The 20,713-nt window shown below is 64.8% G+C and carries 19 protein-coding genes; 5 read left to right on the plus strand and 14 right to left on the minus strand.

The annotated features are described in order from the left end of the window. Positions 1-103 precede the first annotated feature (103 nt). Positions 104-1,915, plus strand: coding sequence for a monovalent cation:proton antiporter-2 (CPA2) family protein (locus tag AC07Y0_RS14755; RefSeq protein ID WP_498678499.1), 1,812 nt, complete (start codon positions 104-106; stop codon positions 1,913-1,915). A gap of 8 nt (positions 1,916-1,923) precedes the next feature. On the opposite strand, the gene AC07Y0_RS14760 is transcribed toward AC07Y0_RS14755, so the two are convergent. Genes AC07Y0_RS14760 through AC07Y0_RS14770 form a run of 3 tightly spaced genes read right to left on the minus strand, consistent with a single transcriptional unit; the run spans position 1,924 to position 5,499 of the window. Then, on the minus strand, positions 1,924-2,808 hold the full coding sequence (locus AC07Y0_RS14760; protein ID WP_498678501.1) for a patatin-like phospholipase family protein: 885 nt from the start codon (positions 2,806-2,808) through the stop codon (positions 1,924-1,926). Between the two features lie 24 nt (positions 2,809-2,832). Next, positions 2,833-3,393, minus strand: a complete 561-nt coding sequence (gene rsmD, locus AC07Y0_RS14765) for a 16S rRNA (guanine(966)-N(2))-methyltransferase RsmD (RefSeq protein WP_498678503.1) — start codon at positions 3,391-3,393, stop codon at positions 2,833-2,835. Positions 3,394-3,399: 6 nt separating this feature from the next. Then, a complete protein-coding gene (locus AC07Y0_RS14770) occupies positions 3,400-5,499 on the minus strand; it encodes a pseudouridine synthase (RefSeq protein WP_498678505.1) in 2,100 nt (699 codons plus the stop codon). A gap of 70 nt (positions 5,500-5,569) precedes the next feature. On the opposite strand from AC07Y0_RS14770, the gene AC07Y0_RS14775 reads away from it, so the two are divergent. Further along, the gene (locus AC07Y0_RS14775) at positions 5,570-6,019 is read left to right on the plus strand and encodes a nucleoside deaminase (protein WP_498678510.1); all 450 of its coding nucleotides are present in this window, start codon (positions 5,570-5,572) and stop codon (positions 6,017-6,019) included. A gap of 7 nt (positions 6,020-6,026) precedes the next feature. On the opposite strand, the gene AC07Y0_RS14780 is transcribed toward AC07Y0_RS14775, so the two are convergent. The 11 genes from AC07Y0_RS14780 to soxR form a co-directional block, all read right to left on the minus strand. Next, positions 6,027-6,770 carry a GGDEF domain-containing protein gene (locus AC07Y0_RS14780; protein ID WP_498678512.1) on the minus strand — a complete coding sequence of 248 codons (744 nt, stop codon included), beginning with the start codon at positions 6,768-6,770 and terminating at the stop codon, positions 6,027-6,029. Between the two features lie 129 nt (positions 6,771-6,899). Beyond that, positions 6,900-7,379 (minus strand): GNAT family N-acetyltransferase, encoded by a 480-nt coding sequence (locus tag AC07Y0_RS14785; protein ID WP_498678513.1) that lies wholly within the window; start codon positions 7,377-7,379, stop codon positions 6,900-6,902. Between the two features lie 86 nt (positions 7,380-7,465). Beyond that, positions 7,466-8,092 (minus strand): hypothetical protein, encoded by a 627-nt coding sequence (locus AC07Y0_RS14790; protein ID WP_498678514.1) that lies wholly within the window; start codon positions 8,090-8,092, stop codon positions 7,466-7,468. A gap of 135 nt (positions 8,093-8,227) precedes the next feature. Continuing rightward, positions 8,228-11,224, minus strand: a complete 2,997-nt coding sequence (ileS, locus tag AC07Y0_RS14795) for an isoleucine--tRNA ligase (protein ID WP_498678515.1) — start codon at positions 11,222-11,224, stop codon at positions 8,228-8,230. Between the two features lie 230 nt (positions 11,225-11,454). Further along, entirely contained in the window at positions 11,455-11,898 is a 444-nt protein-coding gene (locus tag AC07Y0_RS14800) for a DUF6691 family protein (RefSeq protein WP_498678516.1), read from the minus strand. 14 nt (positions 11,899-11,912) lie between these two features. Continuing rightward, the gene (locus AC07Y0_RS14805) at positions 11,913-12,329 is read right to left on the minus strand and encodes a YeeE/YedE family protein (protein ID WP_498678517.1); all 417 of its coding nucleotides are present in this window, start codon (positions 12,327-12,329) and stop codon (positions 11,913-11,915) included. A gap of 176 nt (positions 12,330-12,505) precedes the next feature. Further along, positions 12,506-13,486 carry a bifunctional riboflavin kinase/FAD synthetase gene (locus tag AC07Y0_RS14810; RefSeq protein ID WP_498678518.1) on the minus strand — a complete coding sequence of 327 codons (981 nt, stop codon included), beginning with the start codon at positions 13,484-13,486 and terminating at the stop codon, positions 12,506-12,508. Between the two features lie 243 nt (positions 13,487-13,729). Continuing rightward, on the minus strand, positions 13,730-14,581 hold the full coding sequence (locus AC07Y0_RS14815) for a TIGR01459 family HAD-type hydrolase (protein ID WP_498678519.1): 852 nt from the start codon (positions 14,579-14,581) through the stop codon (positions 13,730-13,732). A gap of 106 nt (positions 14,582-14,687) precedes the next feature. Then, a complete protein-coding gene (gene chrA / locus AC07Y0_RS14820) occupies positions 14,688-16,076 on the minus strand; it encodes a chromate efflux transporter (protein WP_498678520.1) in 1,389 nt (462 codons plus the stop codon). Further along, the gene (locus AC07Y0_RS14825) at positions 16,073-16,894 is read right to left on the minus strand and encodes a chromate resistance protein ChrB domain-containing protein (protein ID WP_498678521.1); all 822 of its coding nucleotides are present in this window, start codon (positions 16,892-16,894) and stop codon (positions 16,073-16,075) included. Before AC07Y0_RS14825 ends, chrA begins: the two co-directional genes overlap by 4 nt. Before the next feature lie 159 nt (positions 16,895-17,053). Beyond that, complete coding sequence (gene soxR, locus AC07Y0_RS14830; protein ID WP_498678522.1) at positions 17,054-17,533, minus strand: redox-sensitive transcriptional activator SoxR; 480 nt, start codon at positions 17,531-17,533, stop codon at positions 17,054-17,056. Between the two features lie 55 nt (positions 17,534-17,588). On the opposite strand from soxR, the gene AC07Y0_RS14835 reads away from it, so the two are divergent. The 3 genes from AC07Y0_RS14835 (at position 17,589) to groL (ending at position 20,186) form a co-directional block, all read left to right on the plus strand. Continuing rightward, positions 17,589-17,987, plus strand: a complete 399-nt coding sequence (locus tag AC07Y0_RS14835; protein WP_498678523.1) for an antibiotic biosynthesis monooxygenase — start codon at positions 17,589-17,591, stop codon at positions 17,985-17,987. Positions 17,988-18,183: 196 nt separating this feature from the next. Then, the gene (gene groES / locus AC07Y0_RS14840) at positions 18,184-18,480 is read left to right on the plus strand and encodes a co-chaperone GroES (protein WP_147180087.1); all 297 of its coding nucleotides are present in this window, start codon (positions 18,184-18,186) and stop codon (positions 18,478-18,480) included. A 65-nt stretch (positions 18,481-18,545) separates the two neighbouring features. Further along, a complete protein-coding gene (groL, locus tag AC07Y0_RS14845; protein WP_498678524.1) occupies positions 18,546-20,186 on the plus strand; it encodes a chaperonin GroEL in 1,641 nt (546 codons plus the stop codon). The last annotated feature ends 527 nt before the right edge of the window (positions 20,187-20,713 follow it).

Below are 20,713 nucleotides of genomic sequence, written 5' to 3' on the forward strand. Positions count from 1 at the left end.
GGCCTTTCATTCCCGCTCCATTTATTGTGCATTACGAAAGGCATCAAGGGTCCGCCGCGATTCACCGGCCTGAGAGCGATCACAAACACAGGAGAGCATGCGATTGTCGACAGGAGCCGAGGCGCTTTTCGCGGAAACGCTGCTGTTGCTGGGCGGCGCTATCGTCGCGGCGCCGGTCTTCCGCAAGCTCGGGCTGGGCACGGTGCTCGGCTATCTGGCCGCCGGCGTCATGATCGGCCCGATCGCCCATCTCATCACCGGCACGGAGGACATCCTCGCCGTGGCGGAGCTCGGCGTGGTCTTCCTGCTGTTCATCATCGGGCTCGAACTCAAGCCCACGCGCCTGTGGCACATGCGCCACGACATATTCGGCCTCGGCACGGCGCAGGTGGTGCTGACCGGCCTCGTGCTGACCTCAGCCTGCCTCATGGCCGGCCTTGCCGACTGGCGCGGCGCGATGGTGGCCGGCTTCGGCCTTGCCCTGTCCTCGACCGCCTTCGCGCTGCAGATCCTCAACGACAACGGCGACGTGAACAGCCGGCACGGCCAGCGCGCCTTTTCGATCCTGCTTCTTCAGGACATCGCCATCGTGCCGCTGCTCGCCATGGTGTCGATCCTTGGCGGCAACACCGAGGGCGACCAGCAATCCGCCCTCATCGACATCGCGGTCTCGGTCGCCGCGATCATAGCGACGATCATGGCCGGGCGTTTCCTGTTGACCCCGATGTTCCAGGTCATCGCCCGCACCGGAGCGCGCGAGGTGATGATCGCCGCGGCCCTCTTCGTCGTCATGGGGTCGGCCATGCTGATGCAGGCGGCCGGCCTGTCGATGGCCATGGGCGCCTTCCTGTCGGGTGTGATGCTGGCGGAATCGTCCTATCGACATGAACTCGAGGCCGACATCGAACCGTTCCGCGGCCTGCTGCTGGCGCTGTTCTTCATGGCGGTCGGGCTTTCGATGCAACTCGACGTCATCTGGGACAATCTGGCCGTCGTGCTGATTGCCGTGCCCGCGCTGATGGCGATCAAGGCCCTCGTCCTCTACGGGCTCTGCCGGTTGACCGGCTCCGGCCACGACGATGCGATCCGCATCGCGCTGCTGCTGCCGCAGGGCGGCGAGTTCGGCTTCGTGCTCTTCACCACCGCCGCCGTCGGGGGGCTGATCAGTGCCAGCACCTCGTCGCTGCTGATCGCCATCGTCACGCTCTCCATGGCGCTGATGCCCTTCGGCTCGCTGATCACCCGCCGCCTCACCAGCGAAACGGAACGCGAGGAGATGGAGGAGGACTTCGAGGGCGCCGGGTCCGACGTGCTGATCATCGGCTTTTCCCGCTTCGCCCAGATATCCGCGCAGATCCTGCTCGCCAGCGGCCGCGACGTGACGATCATCGACGATTCGGCCGACCGCATCCGACAGGCTGCGGCCTTCGGCTTCCGCATCTATTTCGGCGACGGCGCGCGGCTCGACGTGCTTCGCGCCGCCGGCATCGAACGGGCGAAAATTGTCGCCGTCTGCACCCAGAAGCGTGAGATCACCGACCGGATCGTCGACATGATCCGGGCGGAATATCCCGAAACCCGGCTTTTCGTGCGCGCCTATGACCGCGTGCACAGCATTTCGCTCAGAAAGCGCGATGTCGAATACGAACTGCGCGAAACGCTGGAATCCGGCCTGCTGTTCGGGCGCCGCACGATCGAGGCGCTCGGCGTCAGCGAGGACGAGGCCTATGCGATCGGCGAGGATATTCGCCGCCGCGACGAGGAACGACTCAAGATCCAGGCCACCGAGGGGCTGCAGGCCGGTCGCCACATGCTGCACAACCGTCCCGTCCGGCCCGAGCCGCTGGTCAAGCCGAAGCGTGCGGCGCGGCTGCTGGAAGCCGAGACGGTCGGGCCGGATGACAACGGTGCCTGACCAAGATCTCAGCGGCGGATGAAATCCTCCATCCTCGCCTCGAGGTCGCGCTTGAACTGGTCCTTGATCACCTCGTTCACCTCGATGATCTGGCGGGCCTTCAACAGATCGAGAACGCGAAAGGCGTTCACCTCGGGCCGCAGGTAGATGTCGGGCTGGCAGAGTTTCATCTTCAGCGCGACATTCGACTGCATGAGCAGCTGGGTTGCGCCGAGCAGGCTGTCGATCCGGTTCGGCACGAAGCTGCCCGCCGTGTCCGGCCCGCCGATCACGTCGACGCCGACGATGATGTCGGCCAGACCGCTCAGGTGATCATAGGGCACTGGATTGAAGATGCCACCATCGACCATCAGCCGGTCGTCGCGGTGGATCGGCATGAAGAGGGCCGGAATGGCCGCCGAAGCCGCCAGCGCTTCGTAAAGATCGCCGCTGTCGCAGACCACCTCGCACTGGCCGTAGTAATCCGTGGCGATCGCCTTGAACGGGATCTTCAGCGCGGCAAAGTCGCTCGGGATTTCCTTGGGAAGGAACGCCTTGAGAATGCGCTCGAGGTTGAACTGGCCAAGCTTGAAGCCGCCCAGCGCATCGCGCATGGTGGACGGCCCCAGGCCCCACAGCCGGCTGACCACCGAGCCGCGGTGGCCGATGGTTTCCACCGTGTAGTCGCGGATTTCCCTGCCGGTCATGCCGGCCGCCATCCCCGCTCCCAGGATCGCGCCCATGGAAGAACCGACGATCACTGCCGGCTTGAGGCCCAGTTCGTCGAATGCCTCGATCACCGGGATCTGCGCGAAGCCCCGCGCCCCGCCGGCGCCGAGCGCCAGACCGATCGACGGCCCGCCTGCCGGCCGCACGGGCGGCACGGCGACGGTCAAAGCATTCTCATCTAGCATGGCGGACTTTCCCTGAATGACGTGTCAGGCAGGCCTATAGGAAAAGAAGTACATTTTCGTGTCGCCGAAGCTGCGTTCCTCGATGAATTTGAACACGGGATCGACGATGACCTGGGCGTCGGCCCGCTCCTCGAGAATGGCGATGGCCCCCGGCGCCAGCCAGCCGCCGGCATGGGCGGCGAAAAGCGCCTTTTCTCCCAGCCCCTTTCCATAGGGCGGGTCGGCGAACACCAGCTGGAACGGCTCGATGTTGGAGGCAGGGCCGAGATCAGTCGCGTCGCGGCGCAGGATGCGGGCCCGGCCATGCAGGCCGAGGGCGTCGATGTTCTGCCACAGCAGGCTGCGGCCTTCGACGCTGTTTTCGACGAACAGGGCAGACTTGGCGCCGCGCGACAGGGCCTCTATGCCGACAGCGCCGGTGCCGGCGAAGAGATCAAGGACCCGGGTGGCGTCGAGCACGCCCGGATGGGCGTGCGCCAGGATGTTGAACAGGCTTTCGCGCGTCCGGTCCGTGGTGGGCCGGATCGCATTGGATTTCGGCGCGGCCAGGACACGGCCGCGAAATTCACCGCCGACGATCCGCACCGCGCCTTACCTCTTGCCCTTGGCCGGGCCACGGCCACCGGAGGGCTTGCCGCCGCCCGGACGGTCGCCCCGCGGCTTGCCGGAGAACGGCTTCGGACCACCGGGCTTTCCGCCGGGCTTGCCACCGAAGGGCTTGCTGCCCCTCGGCTTGTCACCGAACGGACGGTCGCCTGCCGGGCGGCTGTCGCTGCGGGGTCCGCGCGGCTTGTCGCCAAACGGACGGTCGCCTGCCGGACGGCTGTCGGCGCTGCGAGGCGCGCGCGGCTTGTCACCATACGGACGGTCACCGGCCGGGCGGCTGTCGGTACTGCGCGGGCCACGCGGCTTGTCACCGAACGGGCGATCGCCGCGGGGACGGTCGTCAGCGCTGCGGGGGCCGCGCGGCTTGTCGCCAAAGGGCCGGTCGCCGCGCGGGCGGTCGTCACGGGCACGGGCCTCGTAGGGACGACCCTCGCGCGGGCCATCGCCACGCGGACGGTCGCTGCGGGGCCGGTCGCTGCGGGGCCGGTCGCCGGTGCGTGCCGGACGCTCGGAACGGTCGCCACGATCGGGACGGCCGCCAAAATCGCGCTTTCCGCCAAAACCCGCGTCGTCCTTGCCCCGTACGGGCTCCTCGGAGCGAATCCATTCGCCCTCTTCATCGCGGGTGCGGCTGACCAGCACGCGCGGACCCGGATCGGGACGGCCGTAGTCGGACTTGCCCTTGCGGTCGGGATCGAAACGGTTGAGCGACTTGGTCGGCTTGCCGTCCTTGTTGCGGCCGTAGCGCTTGTCGACGGAACCGTCGGGTCGGGCACGGGGCGGACGCTTCTCCGCAGCGGCGGCCTCGCCGGCCTTCTTCTCCGAGACAGGACGGGCGCCGGGCGCCATCCAGACATTGGCGGTGCGCGACGAACCCGGCGTGCGGCGCGGCTTGTCGGCGAAATCACCACGGCTGTCGCTACGATCGGCACGCGGGCCAAAGCCGCGCTTCTCGCCGAAGCCGCCCTTGCCGCGGTCGTCGCCGGCGCGTTTGCCCTGCGGCTTGCCGCGCGGTTCGTCGCGGCGCGTGTCGAGACGGCCGAGCGCCTGTTCGCGGCGGTCTTCGGGCTTGCCCTCACGCCGGCCTTCGCCACGCGGCTTTTCCTCGCGTGCCCATTCGGACTTCGCCGGCCGGGCCTTCGCGGGAGCGGCCTCCTCTTCCTCGTCGCCTGCGCCGTGATCGAAGATCGGCGCATCGAAATTGGCCTTGGCCTCCTCGATCAGGCGGGGGCCGAGCTGGTCGCGCAGCATGCGTCCGCGCACCTCGACCACCTTGGCCTCGGGCAGGTCGCCGAGCTGGAACGGGCCGTAGGAAATGCGGATCAGGCGGTTGACCTCGAGACCGAGCGCGCCGAGCACGTTCTTGATCTCGCGGTTCTTGCCTTCGCGAAGACCCATGGTGATCCAGACATTGTGGCCCTGCTTGCGGTCGAGCGTGGCGTCGATCGCGCCGTAGAGCACGCCGTCGACGGCAATGCCTTCCTTCAGCTTGTCGAGCGCCGGCTGGTCGATCTCGCCATAGGCACGCACGCGGTAGCGGCGCAGCCAGCCGGTGGTCGGCAGCTCCAGAACACGGGCGAGCCCGCCGTCATTGGTGAGCAGCAGCAGGCCTTCGGTATTGATGTCGAGGCGGCCGATGGACATGACGCGCGGCAGGTCTTCCGGCAGGTTTTCGAAGACCGTCGGGCGGCCTTCCGGATCGGCATTGGTGGTCACCAGGCCGGCCGGCTTGTGGTAGAGCCAGAGGCGCGTGCGCTCGATGCCGCGGATCGGCTGGCCGTCGACCTCGATCGCATCGGCAAAGGTCGCGTTGACGACCGGCGTGTCGAGGACCTTGCCGTTCAGGGTTACGCGGCCTTCCATGACCATGCGCTCGATATCGCGCCGCGAAGCGACGCCGGCGCGTGCGAGCAGCTTGGAAATGCGCTCCGGCTTGACGCCGTCTTCGGCATCGACCGAGGCCTGCGCCCTGGCTGCCTTGGGCGCAGGCTTGTCGGTTGCCGTGCTCGGCTTACGGGTGAGCGGCTTGCCGCCGCGGTCGGACGTTTTCGGTCCGGGGCGCCTGGACTTGTCTTTGAATGTCATTTGCTGTTTGCCTGTGGTTTGGGCTGTCCTAGCAGGTCAGGGCGGCTTGGTTAAGAGGAAAGTTGTGGACGTGGCGCAGACGGACGGATTCATGGTTGCGGCGCTCGAGGAGGCGAAAAGGGCCGGCGAGCGCGGCGAGGTGCCGATCGGCGCCGTCGTCGTGGCGGATGGGCGGATCGTCGCCAGCGCCGGAAACGAGACGCGGGCGCTGAACGACGTCACCGCCCATGCCGAGATTCTCGCGATCCGCCGCGCCGCCGAAGCCATCGGCGACGAACGGCTTTCGGGCGCCGACCTCTATGTCACGCTCGAACCCTGCACCATGTGCGCGGCCGCCATTTCCTTTGCCCGCATCCGCCGGCTCTACTACGGCGCGGAAGATCCGAAGGGCGGCGGGGTGGACAATGGCGTGCGCTTCTACACCCAGCCGACCTGCCATCATGCACCGGAAGTCTATTCCGGCCTCGGGGAAACGGAATCCGCCACATTGCTGCGAGACTTCTTCCAGAACAGGCGGTGAAGGGGCCTCAAGCCGCGAGCGGGCCGAGCTCCGCGCCATCGAAGACGATGCGATCGCGGCCGCCGTCCTTCGCCCGGTAGAGATATTCGTCCGCGCGGCGGAAGAGGTCGACCGGGTCAAAGGCATCGATGACGGACGCCGCGCCGATGCTGACGCTGATCGGCACCCGGCTGCCGGCGACCACGAGTTCGACAGCCGCCACGGCGCGGCGGATGCCATCTGCGACGGCGCGCGCCCGTGTCACGTCAGCCGGATGCAGGAAGACGACAAATTCCTCGCCGCCGATCCGTCCCCAGAGATCGGCATCGGTGGTCGCCTCGGCGATGCAGGACGCGATCCGGCGGAGCGCCTCGTCGCCGACGAGATGGCCGAAGCTGTCGTTGATGCGCTTGAAATGGTCGGCATCGGCGACCAGCAGGGCCGCGGCCCCATGATGGCCGGGAGCCTGCGAGGCAAGCGCGGCAAACAGGGCCTCGCGGTTGAGCCCTCCGGTCAGCGCGTCGCGGCGCGCCTTGAAGCGCAGGTCCTCATGCAGTCGTCTCAACTCGCTATGCATGTCCTCGAGTTCGACATGCATGCGGGCGAGTTCGTCGCGCTGGCGCAGGATGACGTCCTTCTGGTGGAACTGCCACAGGCTGGCCGGCCCGCCGATCACCAGCGGGCAAAGCGCGCTCATCCAGAAGCCCGGCCCGTCCGGATGACCGCCCAGCAGGGGCACCAGAGCCAAGACGATGGAGACGGAAAGGACCACCGAGGCCGCCGTCGCGACCGCGGACTTGATCCATGTATTTTTGCTGACGCCGAACATGGCGGCACGCTAGCCGATCTGGAGTTAACGTAGCGTAAGGCGGGAAGCGCGGATCGACGGAATTGGGCGAAGTCAACCCGCCGCGAATTCCTTCAGCTTGTCGCCGGACAGGCGGTAGCGGATCCACTCGTTCTGCGGCTCGGCGCCGATCGCGTCATAGACGCGGATGGCGGGCTCGTTCCAGTCGAGCACGCTCCATTCGAAACGGCCGCAGCCCTTTTCGACGGCGGTCCTGGCGAGATGCTTCAGCAACAGCTTGCCGGCACCGGAACCGCGATAGTCGGGCGAGACATAGAGATCTTCGAGATAGAGGCCGTTCTTCGCCTGCCAGGTGGAATAATTGTAGAACCACACGGCAAAGCCGGCCGGCACGCCGTCGGCCTCGAGGATTGCCGCGCCCGTCACGGCATCCGGGCCGAACAGCGATGCGGCCAGGCTCTCCTCGGTCGCCTCGACCTCATGCCCGGCCTTCTCGAACACCGCCAGTTCGGTGATGAAGCGCAGAATGGTGCCGACATCGTCCGGCGTGGCGTTGCGAATGGCGAAGTTCATCGGTTCTCCTCGACTATGCGGACAAGCAAAAGGGCAGGTCGTTTCCGGCCTGCCCTGGCAGTGAAATCACAAAAGCCGGAAGAGGCTTACTGGAAAGGCATCCACCACTGGCTGTTCTGGTTGGCGGCCTTGGCCATCTTCTTGCGGCGCTTTTCCTTCTTGGATTCCGGTTCGCCGAGATCCGTCAGGGCCGTTTCGTCGGCCTTGCGATATTCGGCCGGCGGATCGGACAGGAAGCGGCGCTGGTCGAGATAGGCGCCCTTCTGCTGCTGGCGCGCTTCGCGGAAGGCCTGCCATTTCTGGGTCTCGGTCATCGTGCCGTTCTTGCCGTAGCCGGCGAGCAGCGGCGAGCGATAGCGCGGATTGTCGGCATTGGCGTCAGCCTCGGCGACGAGACGCTCACGCGCCTCTTCCGGGCTTTCCAGCCATTCGGGATTTTCCTTGCCGGCCAGAGACTGTTGCGGCGCGACCAGATCTGCCTTGGCTGTTTCCGGCGGCATGACAAGAGCCGGGCGCGGATTGTACTTCGTACCCTTGTTCTTGTTCGGATCGGTGCCGATCGACACGGCCGAGCCGACGTCGTCCACCAATTGTTCCATCGCGGTCTTGTCGGTGCCGTAGGTCGGGCTGCCGACGCAGCCGGTCAATGCGGAGCATGCGAGCAAAAGGCCGGCCATACCGACGCCAACTCTGAACAAATCTGCCGATTTCATGAATGCCTTCGAGCCTCGCCGCTGTTTATGCTTTCGCCGAATGTCTTCTCTCTTCGCCTGAGCGAAGAATTCGGCCAATTTCAGGCACATTTACCGGATGACCGCCGAAAGCGCAAATCATCCGGTAACATTTCGTTAATGGCGGGCGGCCAATTCACGCAGGGCCGCCGCATCACGGGCCGAGACGTCCGGATAGTCCGGATCGGAACCGACATCCCGGGTGATCTTCCAGGAGCGGGCGCATTTGGTGCCCTCGGCCGGCTTCGGCTCGACCGCGACCCTGGTGCCGTCATCGAGGCGGAAGGCCTCGGCCGGGCCTTCTCCACCCACGACCATGATGTCCGAGGTGATGCAGATCTCGGCGAAGTCGAGACCGTCCAGCGCCGCCAGCAGCTCGGGATCGCCGACATGCACGACGGGGGCTGCTTCCAGAGACGACCCGATGCGCTTGTCCTTGCGCTCGATTTCGAGCGCGCCGGTGACTGCACGGCGAACCGTGCGGACCTTTTTCCACTTCTCGGCCAGCGCTTCGTTCGACCACTCGGCCGGGATTGCCGGGAACTGTTCGAGATGGACCGACTCGGCGCTCGGATCGCGCGACAGCCAGGCTTCCTCGGTGGTGAACGGCATCATCGGCGCGAACCACAGGACGAGGCAATCGAACAGCTTGCGGATGACGAACAGCGCGGAACGGCGCTTCAGGCTCGACGGCGCATCGCAGTAGAGCGCGTCCTTGCGGATGTCGAAGTAGAAGGCGGAGAGCTCGACATTGGCGAAATCGTTCAAAGCGCGGGTGATGCGCTTGAAGTCGAAATCGTCATAGGCCTTGCGTACCAGCTGGTCGAGTTCGGCCAGGCGATGCAGCATGAGCTTTTCGAGCTCCGGCAGCTCGGCATAGGCGATCTCCTCGCCGGTGTCGTGGGCCAGCGTGCCGAGCATCCATCGGATCGTGTTGCGGATCTTGCGGTAGGCGTCGATATTGGTCTGGATGATGGTCTTGCCGACGCGCAGGTCTTCCGCATAGTCCGACGACATGACCCAGAGGCGCAGGATGTCGGCGCCGGCATCCTTCATGATGTCCTGGGGCGCGGTCACGTTGCCCTTGGACTTCGACATCTTCTCGCCCTTCTCGTCCATGATGAAACCATGGGTGACGACGGCGTCATACGGTGCACGGCCCCGCGTGGCGCAGCTTTCCAGCAGCGAGGAATGGAACCAGCCGCGATGCTGGTCGGAGCCTTCGAGATAGACGTCCGCCGGCCATTTCAGGTCCGGGCGATCCTCCAGCGTAAACGTATGGGTCGAGCCTGAGTCGAACCAGACGTCGAGAATGTCGGTGACCATCAGCCACTTTTCGGCATCATGGGCATTGCCGAGGAAGCGCTCCTTGGCGCCTTCGGCGAACCAGGCATCGGCGCCTTCCTTCTCGAAGGCTTCGAGGATGCGCCTGTTGACCTCTTCGTCCTGCAGGACATTGCCGGCGGCATCGGCGAAGACGCAGATCGGCACGCCCCAGGCGCGCTGACGCGACAGCACCCAGTCCGGACGGCCTTCGATCATGGCGCGCAATCGGTTCTGGCCGGCGGCGGGCACGAAGCGCGTGTCATCGATGGCCGAGAGCGCGCGCGAGCGCAGCGTCGTGCCGTCGCCGAGGTCCTTGTCCATGTAGACGAACCATTGCGGCGTGTTGCGGAAGATGACCGGCTTCTTGGAGCGCCAGGAATGCGGATAGTCATGCTTGACGCGGCCGCGGGCAAACAGGTTGTTCGCCGCGATCAGGGCATCCATGACCCGCTTGTTGGCATCGCCCTTCTTGCCGTTGTCGTCGATGACACGGGCAGCACCGCCCTCGGCGGACGGACCGAAGCCCGGCGCATCCTCGGTGTAGAAACCGGCATCGTCCACGGTGAAGGGGATCTTCGACGAGATGCCGCGCGCCTCGAGTTCGCGGGCATGGTGCATCCAGATGTCAAAGTCCTCGCGGCCGTGGCCGGGCGCGGTGTGCACGAAGCCGGTACCGGCGTCGTCGGTGACATGGTCGCCGTCGAGCAGGGGGACGGGGAAGTCGTAGCCGAGCGCGGCGAGCGGGTGGACGCAGGTGATCGAAGCCAGTTCGGCTCCCGGCACATCGCGCAAGAGCTTCAATGTCAGTTTGGCCTTCGCCGCGCAGTCTTCCGCCAAGCGCTTCGCAAAGACCAGCTTCTCGCCCGGCTGCGGACCGAAGTCGTTGGTTGCCTCGGCGACCTCATAGAGACCGTATTCGATCCGCGAAGAGAACGAGATCGCCCGGTTGCCCGGGATGGTCCACGGCGTGGTGGTCCAGATGACGACCGACGATGAAAGCAGTTCTTCGAGATCCGCCTCAACATGCGCGGGTTCAGACGGCTCACCTTGCGATTTCAGGATGGCCGCGATCTTGACGACCTGTTCGGCGTACTTCGTGCGGTCCAAGTCACGAACCGGGAACTTCACCCAGATCGTGTCGCTTTCGACCTCGTGATACTCCACCTCGGCTTCGGCCAGCGCCGTGCGCTCGACGACCGACCACATGATCGGCTTGGAGCCGCGGTAGAGCTGGCCGGACATGGCGAGCTTCAGGAGTTCGCCGGCGATGCGGCTTTCGGCGTGGAAGTTCATCGTGGTGTAGGGACGGTCGAAATCGCCCTCGATGCCGAGACGGCGGAATTCCTCCGACTGGATGTCGATCCAGCCTTGGGCGAATTCGCGGCATTCCTTGCGGAATTCGTTGACCGGAACCTCGTTCTTGTCCTTACCCTTGGCGCGGTAGGCTTCCTCGATCTTCCATTCGATCGGCAGGCCGTGGCAATCCCAGCCGGGCACATAGTTGGCGTCATAGCCGCGCATCTGGAACGAGCGGGTGATGACGTCCTTCAGCACCTTGTTCAGCGCATGGCCGATATGGATGTTGCCGTTGGCGTAGGGCGGGCCGTCGTGCAGGACGAATTTCTCGCGGCCGGCGGCAGAGGCGCGAAGCTTCTTGTAGAGCTCCATCGACTTCCACTTGGCCGCCATTTCCGGCTCCTTCTGCGGCAGTCCGGCGCGCATCGGGAACTCGGTCTGGGGCAGGTAGAGGGTGGACGAATAGTCTACTTTGTCATTGGTATCGGTCATGATCTTGCCATCGAGGGGCGCCCGATTAGGGTCGCGCATTGGTCTTGAAAGTCGCGGTGACGGAGAGCGTCTGGAGAAACGCCAAAAACCCGGACCCTCCGGCAGCTTTCACAGCGCGCGGAAGGCCGGGCCCATAATTCGAAGGGATATGGTCAGCCGAACCCTGGTCATTGTGGGCGTTGTTTAAGGGGTTTTGCCGCGAAAAGGAAGAGGTGCGGCGCGGCAAATGATCAGGCAGTGCGCCGGGTGAGGCCGAAGACATTCGCTCTCAGGAACCAGCGAGCGACCAGCATGCCCGTCACCAGCGCCGCGAGAAAGATGTAGGCTTCGCGGTGGCCAAGACCGAGGGCCGGAATGGAGCCGCCGGGGCAGAAGCCGGCAATGCCCCAGCCGATGCCGAACAGGACCGAGCCGCCGATCAGCCGCGCGTCGATGCGGCCCTTCGCCGGGATATGAAAAGCCTCGTCGAACACCGGCCGCTTGCGGCTGCGCTGGATCAGCACATAGCCCGGCGCCGTGACCAAGAGCGCGCCCGCCATGACGAAGGCGAGACTCGGATCCCAGGTGCCGGCGATGTCGAAGAAGTTCATCACCTTGGCCGGATCGGCCATGCCGGCCAGCACGATGCCGATGCCGAAGATCGCGCCGATGGCGACTGCGCTCAGATATTTCATCGTCGGGGCTCCTTCTAGAAGACGTGGCGGACGAGGAACACGGTGGCGAAGGCGCCGGCCATGAAGCTTGCCGTGGCGGCGATCGAACGCGGCGAGAGCCGCGCCAAGCCGCACACGCCGTGGCCGGAGGTGCAGCCCGAGCCGAAGGTGACGCCGAGGCCGGTCACCAGGCCGCCAACGATCAGGGCCGAAAGCGGGATCGGCACGGAAAAGCTCGCCTCGTAACCGGAGAGCGCCAGCAGCGCCGGGGCACCGATAGCGCCGACGAGAAAGGCCGCCCGCCAGGCCCAGTCGCTGGCCAGCGGCGGAAAGACGCCGATGACGATGGCCGACATGCCGGCAATCCGCCCCCAGAACGCCATCAGCAGGACAGCCGCAAGGCCGATGAGCAGGCCTCCGGAAAAGGAGAGAAGCGGGGTGAATTCGGTCATGAAGGCTTCCTGAAAGGCTGCGGATGCTCCGCCATTGGCGGAGGCGGGAGCGGGACACAATCTACCGCGCCGACCACCGGAAATATAGCAATGGCGTTATGTTTCCCGATGCGGCAGGGAAACGCTTTTGCGCGATGAAGCCGCGCGGCGAACAAAGGCGGCGGAACGGGGCCTCGTCAAAACGCGATCTTCGCGTCCAGTTCACTAAGCGGCCTGACGCCGGAGAGAAGCGCCCTCGCCTCTGCCTCGTCCTTGCGGATCTGTTCGACCAGCGGTTCCAGCCCGGCAAATTTCAGCTCATCGCGCAGGTGTCCGAAGAAGGAGACACGACAGTGCTCGCCATAGAGATCGCCCGAGAAATCGAAGACGAAGGTTTCCAGCAGCGGCGCGCCGTTGTCGATGACCGTCGGGCGATAGCCGAAGCTTGCGACGCCGTCGTGCAGGCTGCCGTCGGCGCGGCGCAGGCGCACCGCGTAGATGCCGGGCTTCAGCTCGGCCTCGGGGGCGAGCGCCATGTTGGCCGTCGGATAGCCCAGCGTGCGGCCGAGTTGCTTGCCCTTGATCACCTCGGCCTCGACAGTGAAGCGATAGCCGAGCAGGCCGGCGGCCTCGGACACATTGCCCTCCGCGAGCAGGCGGCGGATGCGGCTTGAAGAAACGACCTCCGCACCTTCGTCGCGGAAGGCATCGACCAGCGTCACGCCGAAACCGTTGCGCTTGCCGGCCTCCATCAGGAAGGCCGGACCGCCCTCGCGGCCCTTGCCGAAATGGAAGTCGAATCCGGTCACGACCTCGGTCGCGCCGAGCCAGTCGACCAGGATCGAGCGGACGAATTCCTCGGCCGAGCGGGAGGCGAATTCACGGTCGAAGGGATATTCGATGACCGAGTGGAAACCCATGGCCTCGAGCACCTGGGCGCGAACCGGCGCCGGGGACAGCCGGAACACCGGCTTGTCGGGATTGAAGACGGTGCGCGGATGCGGCTCGAAGGTCAGCACCAGGGCCGGAACGCCGCGGCCCTTGGCCAGTTCCAGCGCCCGGTTGAGCACGGTCTGGTGGCCGCGATGCACGCCGTCGAAATTGCCGATGGCGATCACCCCGCCCTTGAGCTTTTCCGGCAGCGGCTTCTTCTTCTCGTTGCGGTGAAAGACGGTCATGATCTGCCTCCACGAGACAGTGGACCGAGAGACGTCCGGCTACCCCCCTCTGGCCTGCCGGCCATCTCCTCCTCAAGGGGGGAGATCGGCTGGAGCTGCCGACGTCTTGCATGAAATGCCGAACGGGTCGCGGCCTGGTGGGCTTGGGACGCCACCGCGGATCGATCTCCCCCCTTGAGGAGGAGATGCCCGGCAGGGCAGAGGGGGGTGGCTTGCGACAAGTTCATCATGTCGGCCCTCGCCTCAGGCGAGCCTCTGCATCCAGTAGCTCGGCGCGGCATTCTCGCGCTTCAGCCAGGCATTGAGGATCGCCTCGTCCGGCTTGCCGTTGACGGTGTATTCGGCCGCATGGATGCCGCCCGAGATATAGAGAAGGTCCAAGCCGGCATCCAGCGCACCGCGCACGTCGGTCGGCATGCCGTCGCCGATCGCCAGGACGCGGCGCTTGTCGACCGGGTCCTTGTGGGCTTCGGCGGCAGCCACGAGCGAGGCTTCGTAGATCGGGCTGTGCGGCTTGCCGGCGATGCGGGTCGCGCCGCCGAGCTGCTCGTAATAGGCGGCAACCGCGCCGGCGCAGGGGATCATGCGATGGCCGCGCTCGACGATGAGGTCGGGGTTGGCGCAGATCAGCGGCACGTGGCGGGCGGCAAAGGCGGTCAGGACATCGCGATAGTCTTCCGGCGTCTCGGTCTCGTCGTCGAAAAAGCCGGTACAGACGATGGCCTCGGCTTCCTCGGCGGGCACGCGAACGACGTCGAGGCCGTCGAGCAGGTTGAGGTCGCGATCGGGACCGAGGAAGAAGATCTTCTTCGGACCGGCAGCAATCAGCGTGCGGGTCACGTCGCCCGAGGTGACGATCCGGTCATAGGCCGTGTCGGCGACGCCGATCATCCGCAGCTGGTTGATGACGTCCTGCGCTCGGCGCGGCGAATTGGTGATCAGGACCACGGTCAGACCGGCAGCGCGTGCCGCCGTCAGCACCTCGGAGGCCGCCGGAAAGGCGTCGATGCCGTTGTGCAGCACGCCCCAGACGTCGCAAAGGATGACGTCGTAACGTTCGGTGACATCGCTCAAGGTGGAAATGCGCTCGGCCATTCGCTGTTCCTGACTACAAAAATGCAAGGGCTGACATCGCAAAGGAATGCCCGGAAGGCAAGGGCCTTTGCCGGCACGGGCGGAAATTTGCCGGAGATGCGCGCGCTCAGATCGCCAGGCGATAGAGGAGACCGAGAGCGGCGGCGGCCATGAGGGTGCGGCCCATGCCCTGCTTCAGAACGAAGATCATCGCCGCCGACAGGAGAGCCAGGACCAGAGCCGCCGGATCGAGCGTCGCCGGGTCCGGCAACGGCAGGGAGACGGAGAAGGCGGGGGCTGCTCCACCTGGGACCTCCGCCGCTGCCGGCCAGATGGACCAGCGCCCGACCTCGGCGAACAGCACGTGCAGGGCAAACCAGACGGCGAGGTTAAGGATGACGCCGACGACGGCCGCCGTGATCGCGGAAAGTGCTGCCGTGATCATGCGATTGCCGCGCAACCGCTCGACATAGGGCGCGCCGGCAAAAATCCAGACGAAGCTCGGCACGAAGGTCGCCCAGGCGGCGAGCAGGCCACCCAGAACACCGCCGAGGAAAGGCGGCAGGCCGCCGGCATCGCGAAAGCCGGCGAGGAAGCCGACATAGGAGAGCACCAGCACCAGCGGACCGGGCGTGGTTTCGGCCAGCGCCAGGCCGTCGAGCATCTCGCCGGGTTTCAGCCAGTGATACTGGTCGACCGCCACCTGCGCGACATAGGCAAGAACCGCATAGGCGCCGCCGAAGGTGACGAGCGCCATGCGGGAAAAGAAGGCGAAGACCTCGCCGAGGCCGCTTTCGCCGGAGAACAGCCAGAGCGGAAGCAGCGGCGCCTGCCAGACCGCCAGCCAGAAGGCGAGCGTGGCGAGCGAGCGCCCGACCGGTCGGGACGCCGCAGGGGCCGGATCGACAAGGTCGGCGGCGTGCCTTGAGCCGTCCCGCGCAACCATCCGCGCCTCGGCCAGGCCGGCGAAACCGGCCATCAGCACGACGAGCGGAAAGGGCAGAGCGAAGACGAACAGAGCGAGGAAGGCGGAAAGCGCGACGAGGCGATGGAACCGCGTCTTCAGCGCCCGGCGGCCGATGCGCACCACGGCCTCGACGACGATCGCCAGGATCGCTGCCTTCAGTCCGAAGAACAGACCGGCGACCCAGCCGACGTCGTGATAATAGGCATAGAGCGTCGAGAGGCCGAGGATGACGGCGAGCCCCGGCAGGACGAAGAGCAGGCCGGCGACCATGCCGCCGCGCACGCCGTGCGTCAGCCAACCGATATAGGTGGCGAGCTGCTGGGCTTCCGGGCCCGGCAGCAGCATGCAGAAATTCAATGCATGCAGGAACCGGTCCTCGGATACCCAGCGTTTCTCGTCGACGCAGATCCGGTGCATCAGGGCGATCTGGGCCGCCGGGCCGCCAAAGCTCAGGAGGCCGATATGGGCGAATGCGATGAAGAACTCGGTGAAGGTCGGCACTGCAACAGTCTGCCCGTCCGGACGGTCTTGGACAACGGTGCCTGTCATGATATGCCGTTGCTTCCGCCGCGTACCACCCAATCATGCTTTTCATCCATGGCGTCGCGAGCCCACCGGTAGTAGGCGTCATACAGCAGCAGCCCCTGCTCGAGTTGCTGCAGATCCGACGAATAGAGCCGGGACAGGCCCAGCGAGGCCGCCAGCAAGCCGGCCGATTGGGGCGCGAGATCGAGCCTGTTGGTATCGGCGCCGCGTATGATTTCCGCCAGGGCGAGAAGGGGCGGCGTCTCCAGCCGAAACTCCTCCAGCATGGTGTCGAAGGTGCAGCGCTCTCCCCGATGGCTCCAGAACACCCCCTCGATGTCGAAGGGAATGGCATCGAAACGTTCGGCAACGGCCGCCACTTCGGCCGACGCCACGAACAGGAAGCGGGCAAAGGGATCGACGAAGCGCCTTATCAACCAGGGGCAGGCGATGCGGTCGATCTTGGGACGGGACCGCGTGACCCACAGAGAGCCGCCCTGCGCGCCATTGAGCCTCGCCGCCGGCACCTGCGGCATTCCGGCTGCCGCCCAGGCGGCCATCCCCCCCTCCAGCACTTCGGCCGAAATGGCGCGCAGCCGCAGATGGGCCGCGACGCCTTCGCTCAGCTTCTTGCCCTTCTGGCAGACGACAACCACGGAAGCCGCACGTATTTCGTCGGCCCATGCGTCGACGTGGCGGTAGTTCCGGTGAAAGGATCCAGGAATCAGATAGGGGTGCGCCTCGAAGTCGTCAGTGTCGCGAACGTCGACAATCAACGGCGTTTGAAAAGAACCAAGAAGGCGACAGAGTTTGTCGGCGGAAATTGCGCCAAAGGATGCCATGTTTTTGCTCCGCAATTGTGCTCTGGACGGATGCGAAACTGCGGCATGGCGCCTCATGGAGCTTTCGCGAACTCCATGGCCGGAAATTTCGCAAATTTGATCATCGCTGTCAATTGTCGCGGCGCACCGTGCGCGGTTGATGGCAAGGAGCGGGGTCGCCTATGGCAAAAGACGCGGCCCGCCGCCGGTGCTGCGCAACTCGTCGTCAGGATTGCGAAGGGGACAGGCACCGAGGGACAGGCAGCCGCAGCCGATGCAGGTGTCGAGCTGGTCGCGCAGCGCTTCCATCGTCGCGATCCGCGCATTGAGCTCCTCGCGCCATGAGGCAGACAGACGCTTCCAGTCGGCAGCGGTCGGCGGACGGTCGACGGGCAGTTCCGCCAGCGCCTCGGCGATCCGCGCCAGCGGCAGACCCAGGCGCTGCGCGGTCTTGATCAGGGCAACCCGGCGCAGCACGCCGCGCGGATAACGCCGCTGGTTGCCGGCGCTGCGCCAGCTGCGGATCAGCCCCTCGCGCTCATAGAAATGCAGGGCCGAAACCGCCACGCCGGCGCGTTCCGCCACCTCGCCGACACTCAGCGACGCGATCGCGCCCCTGCGAGCCGCATTTTCCAAATCCTTGCTCTTGATCTCAACCATTGTTGAGGTTCTACATTGTCAGGCGTCCATCGACAACCAGCAAAGGAACTCCCGGATGAACGCGACAGTGCAGCATCAGTTCGACACGACCGCCCACCAGGCCATGGCGGCGCGATCCCCTTCCAGCATCTTCAGGATAGACACGTTTGCCTGCCCCCGCGTGCACCAGTCCGCCTTCGAGGACCGGCTGGCCATCATTCACGGCTATTTCGACACCCTGCCCGGCTGCCTCTACAATCGCGTGGTACTGTCGGCGGGTGAAAATGGCGACATGGTTAAGATCGTCACCATCGTCGAGTGGCGCGACCGCCAGGCGCTGGACGCGGCAAAATCCGCCGTCGGCGCCTTCTATGCCAAGTCGGGTTTCGATCCGGCGGCATTCATGGCGGAGCGGGGCATAACGGGCGTTTTCGGCGTTTTTCTTCCGGTCGAGAGGTCAACAAAGAGCCTTTGATCCACTGACTGCCAGCACCCTCGCCGACATGATCGCCATCCGTCAGGAATGGCGATCTTTTTTCGCGGCCGCGCTTGACTCGATCACGGGCCGTCCTTATCTCCAGCTCGCTAGCACTCGCCAGAGGGGAGTGCTAACAATATCCACGCGGGTCCCCTGAGGACCTGCCCATGTCATTTGATCGAGGGATTAGACAATGGCAAGCACCAATTTCCGTCCGCTTCACGACCGCGTTGTAGTCAAGCGCGTCGAGTCCGAAGAAAAGACCAAGGGCGGCATCATCATTCCCGATACCGCCAAGGAAAAGCCGGCTGAAGGCGAAATCATCGCTGTCGGTTCGGGCGTCCGCGACGACCACGGCAAGATCGTTCCGCTCGACGTCAAGGTCGGCGACCGCGTCCTGTTCGGCAAGTGGTCGGGCACCGAAGTCAAGCTCGACGGCGTAGACCTTCTGATCATGAAGGAAGCCGACATCATGGGCGTCATCGGCTGATTGAGCCGGTCACCTCTTCCCAAATCACCAATTCACCAATGGGCTGATGCCCGGGAGTTTTGAAAATGGCACCTAAAGAAATCAAGTTCGGCCGTACTGCGCGCGAAAAGATGCTGCGCGGCGTCGATATTCTCGCTGACGCCGTGAAGGTAACGCTCGGTCCGAAGGGCCGCAACGTGATCATCGACAAGTCCTTCGGCGCTCCGCGCATCACCAAGGACGGCGTTTCGGTCGCCAAGGAAATCGAACTCGAAGACAAGTTCGAGAACATGGGCGCCCAGATGGTCCGCGAAGTTGCTTCGAAGACCAACGACATCGCCGGCGACGGCACCACGACCGCGACCGTTCTGGCCCAGGCCATCGTTCGCGAAGGCGCCAAGGCCGTTGCAGCCGGCATGAACCCGATGGACCTGAAGCGCGGCATCGATCTGGCCGTTTCCGAAGTCGTGAAGGATCTCCAGGCCAAGGCCAAGAAGATCAACACCTCGGAAGAAGTTGCCCAGGTCGGCACGATTTCCGCCAACGGCGAAACCTCCATCGGCCTGCAGATCGCTGAAGCGATGCAGAAGGTCGGCAACGAAGGCGTCATCACAGTCGAAGAAGCCAAGACCGCCGAAACCGAACTCGAAGTCGTCGAAGGCATGCAGTTCGACCGCGGCTACCTGTCGCCCTACTTCGTCACCAACCCGGAAAAGATGGTCGCCGATCTCGACGACGCCTACATCCTCCTGCACGAAAAGAAGCTCTCGAACCTCCAGGCTATGCTGCCGGTTCTCGAAGCCGTCGTTCAGTCGGGCAAGCCGCTGGTCATCATCGCTGAAGACGTCGAAGGCGAAGCTCTTGCAACGCTCGTCGTCAACAAGCTGCGTGGCGGCCTGAAGATCGCTGCCGTCAAGGCTCCGGGCTTCGGCGATCGCCGCAAGGCCATGCTGGAAGACATCGCCATCCTCACCGGCGGTACCGTCATTTCCGAAGATCTCGGCATCAAGCTCGAAAATGTCACCCTCGACATGCTCGGCCGCGCCAAGAAGGTCTCGATCACCAAGGAAAACACCACGATCGTCGACGGTGCCGGCCAGAAGTCGGACATCGAAGGCCGCGTTTCCCAGATCAAGGCCCAGATCGAAGAAACCACCTCTGACTACGACCGCGAAAAGCTGCAGGAACGTCTTGCCAAGCTCGCCGGCGGCGTTGCCGTGATCCGCGTCGGCGGTTCGACGGAAATCGAAGTCAAGGAAAAGAAGGACCGCATCGACGACGCGCTCAACGCGACCCGTGCGGCCGTTCAGGAAGGCATCGTACCGGGCGGCGGCGTGGCTCTGCTGCGTTCGTCGGTCAAGATCACCGTCAAGGGCGTCAACCAGGACCAGGAAGCCGGCATCAACATCGTTCGCCGCGCCCTCCAGTCGCCTTGCCGCCAGATCGCCGAGAACGCTGGTGACGAAGCTTCCATCGTCGTCGGCAAGATCCTCGAAAAGGATCAGGACAACTGGGGTTACAACGCCCAGACCGGCGAATACGGCGACATGATCGCCATGGGTATCGTCGACCCGGTCAAGGTCGTTCGCACCGCCCTGCAGGACGCAGCCTCGGTTGCCGGCCTGCTGGTCACCACCGAAGCCATGATCGCCGAACTTCCGAAGAAGGAATCGGCCGGCGGCATGCCGGGCGGCATGGGCGGAATGGGCGGCATGGACATGATGTGATAGGCGAAAGCCTGTCGCACTGATCCAACCGGTTCAGTCATACGAAAGGGCGGTCTTCGGATCGCCCTTTTTTCTGTCTTAAGGTCAGGGCATCGCCGATCAGCCCACCGAGACCCGAGGCGGCATCGAATACAAGCGACGCCTCATGCAACTGCACGTCACTTCCGGCTATGCGTTGGTATTCACATTCGGAGGTGATAATGAAACCTCCGATTTATCCCGGCGTCTTCGAATCTTCCTCTTGCCCGTCTCCGTCGGCGGGGCCGCCAGAGTGCGCGGTCACCGAAATTTTCCGCATAGGCTGCATATCGCACTCAAAAATCTGAACCCACAGATGAAAATGAAGCATTCTCGCATTTCGAGAACCGTGCTATCTGCAAAGATGCCCCTAGGTCGCTAGGGGCGGATGCGACCATCGCGTCGATATTCGCGTTATTTAAAAAATACTCGCGAACGCGAAAAATCGCATTGCGGACTGCGTGAAATATTTATAACGCTTCGGCTGATGATTGAAATGCCAAGGTGAT

The sequence above is a fragment of the Allorhizobium sp. GW101-3B10 genome (assembly GCF_059424725.1).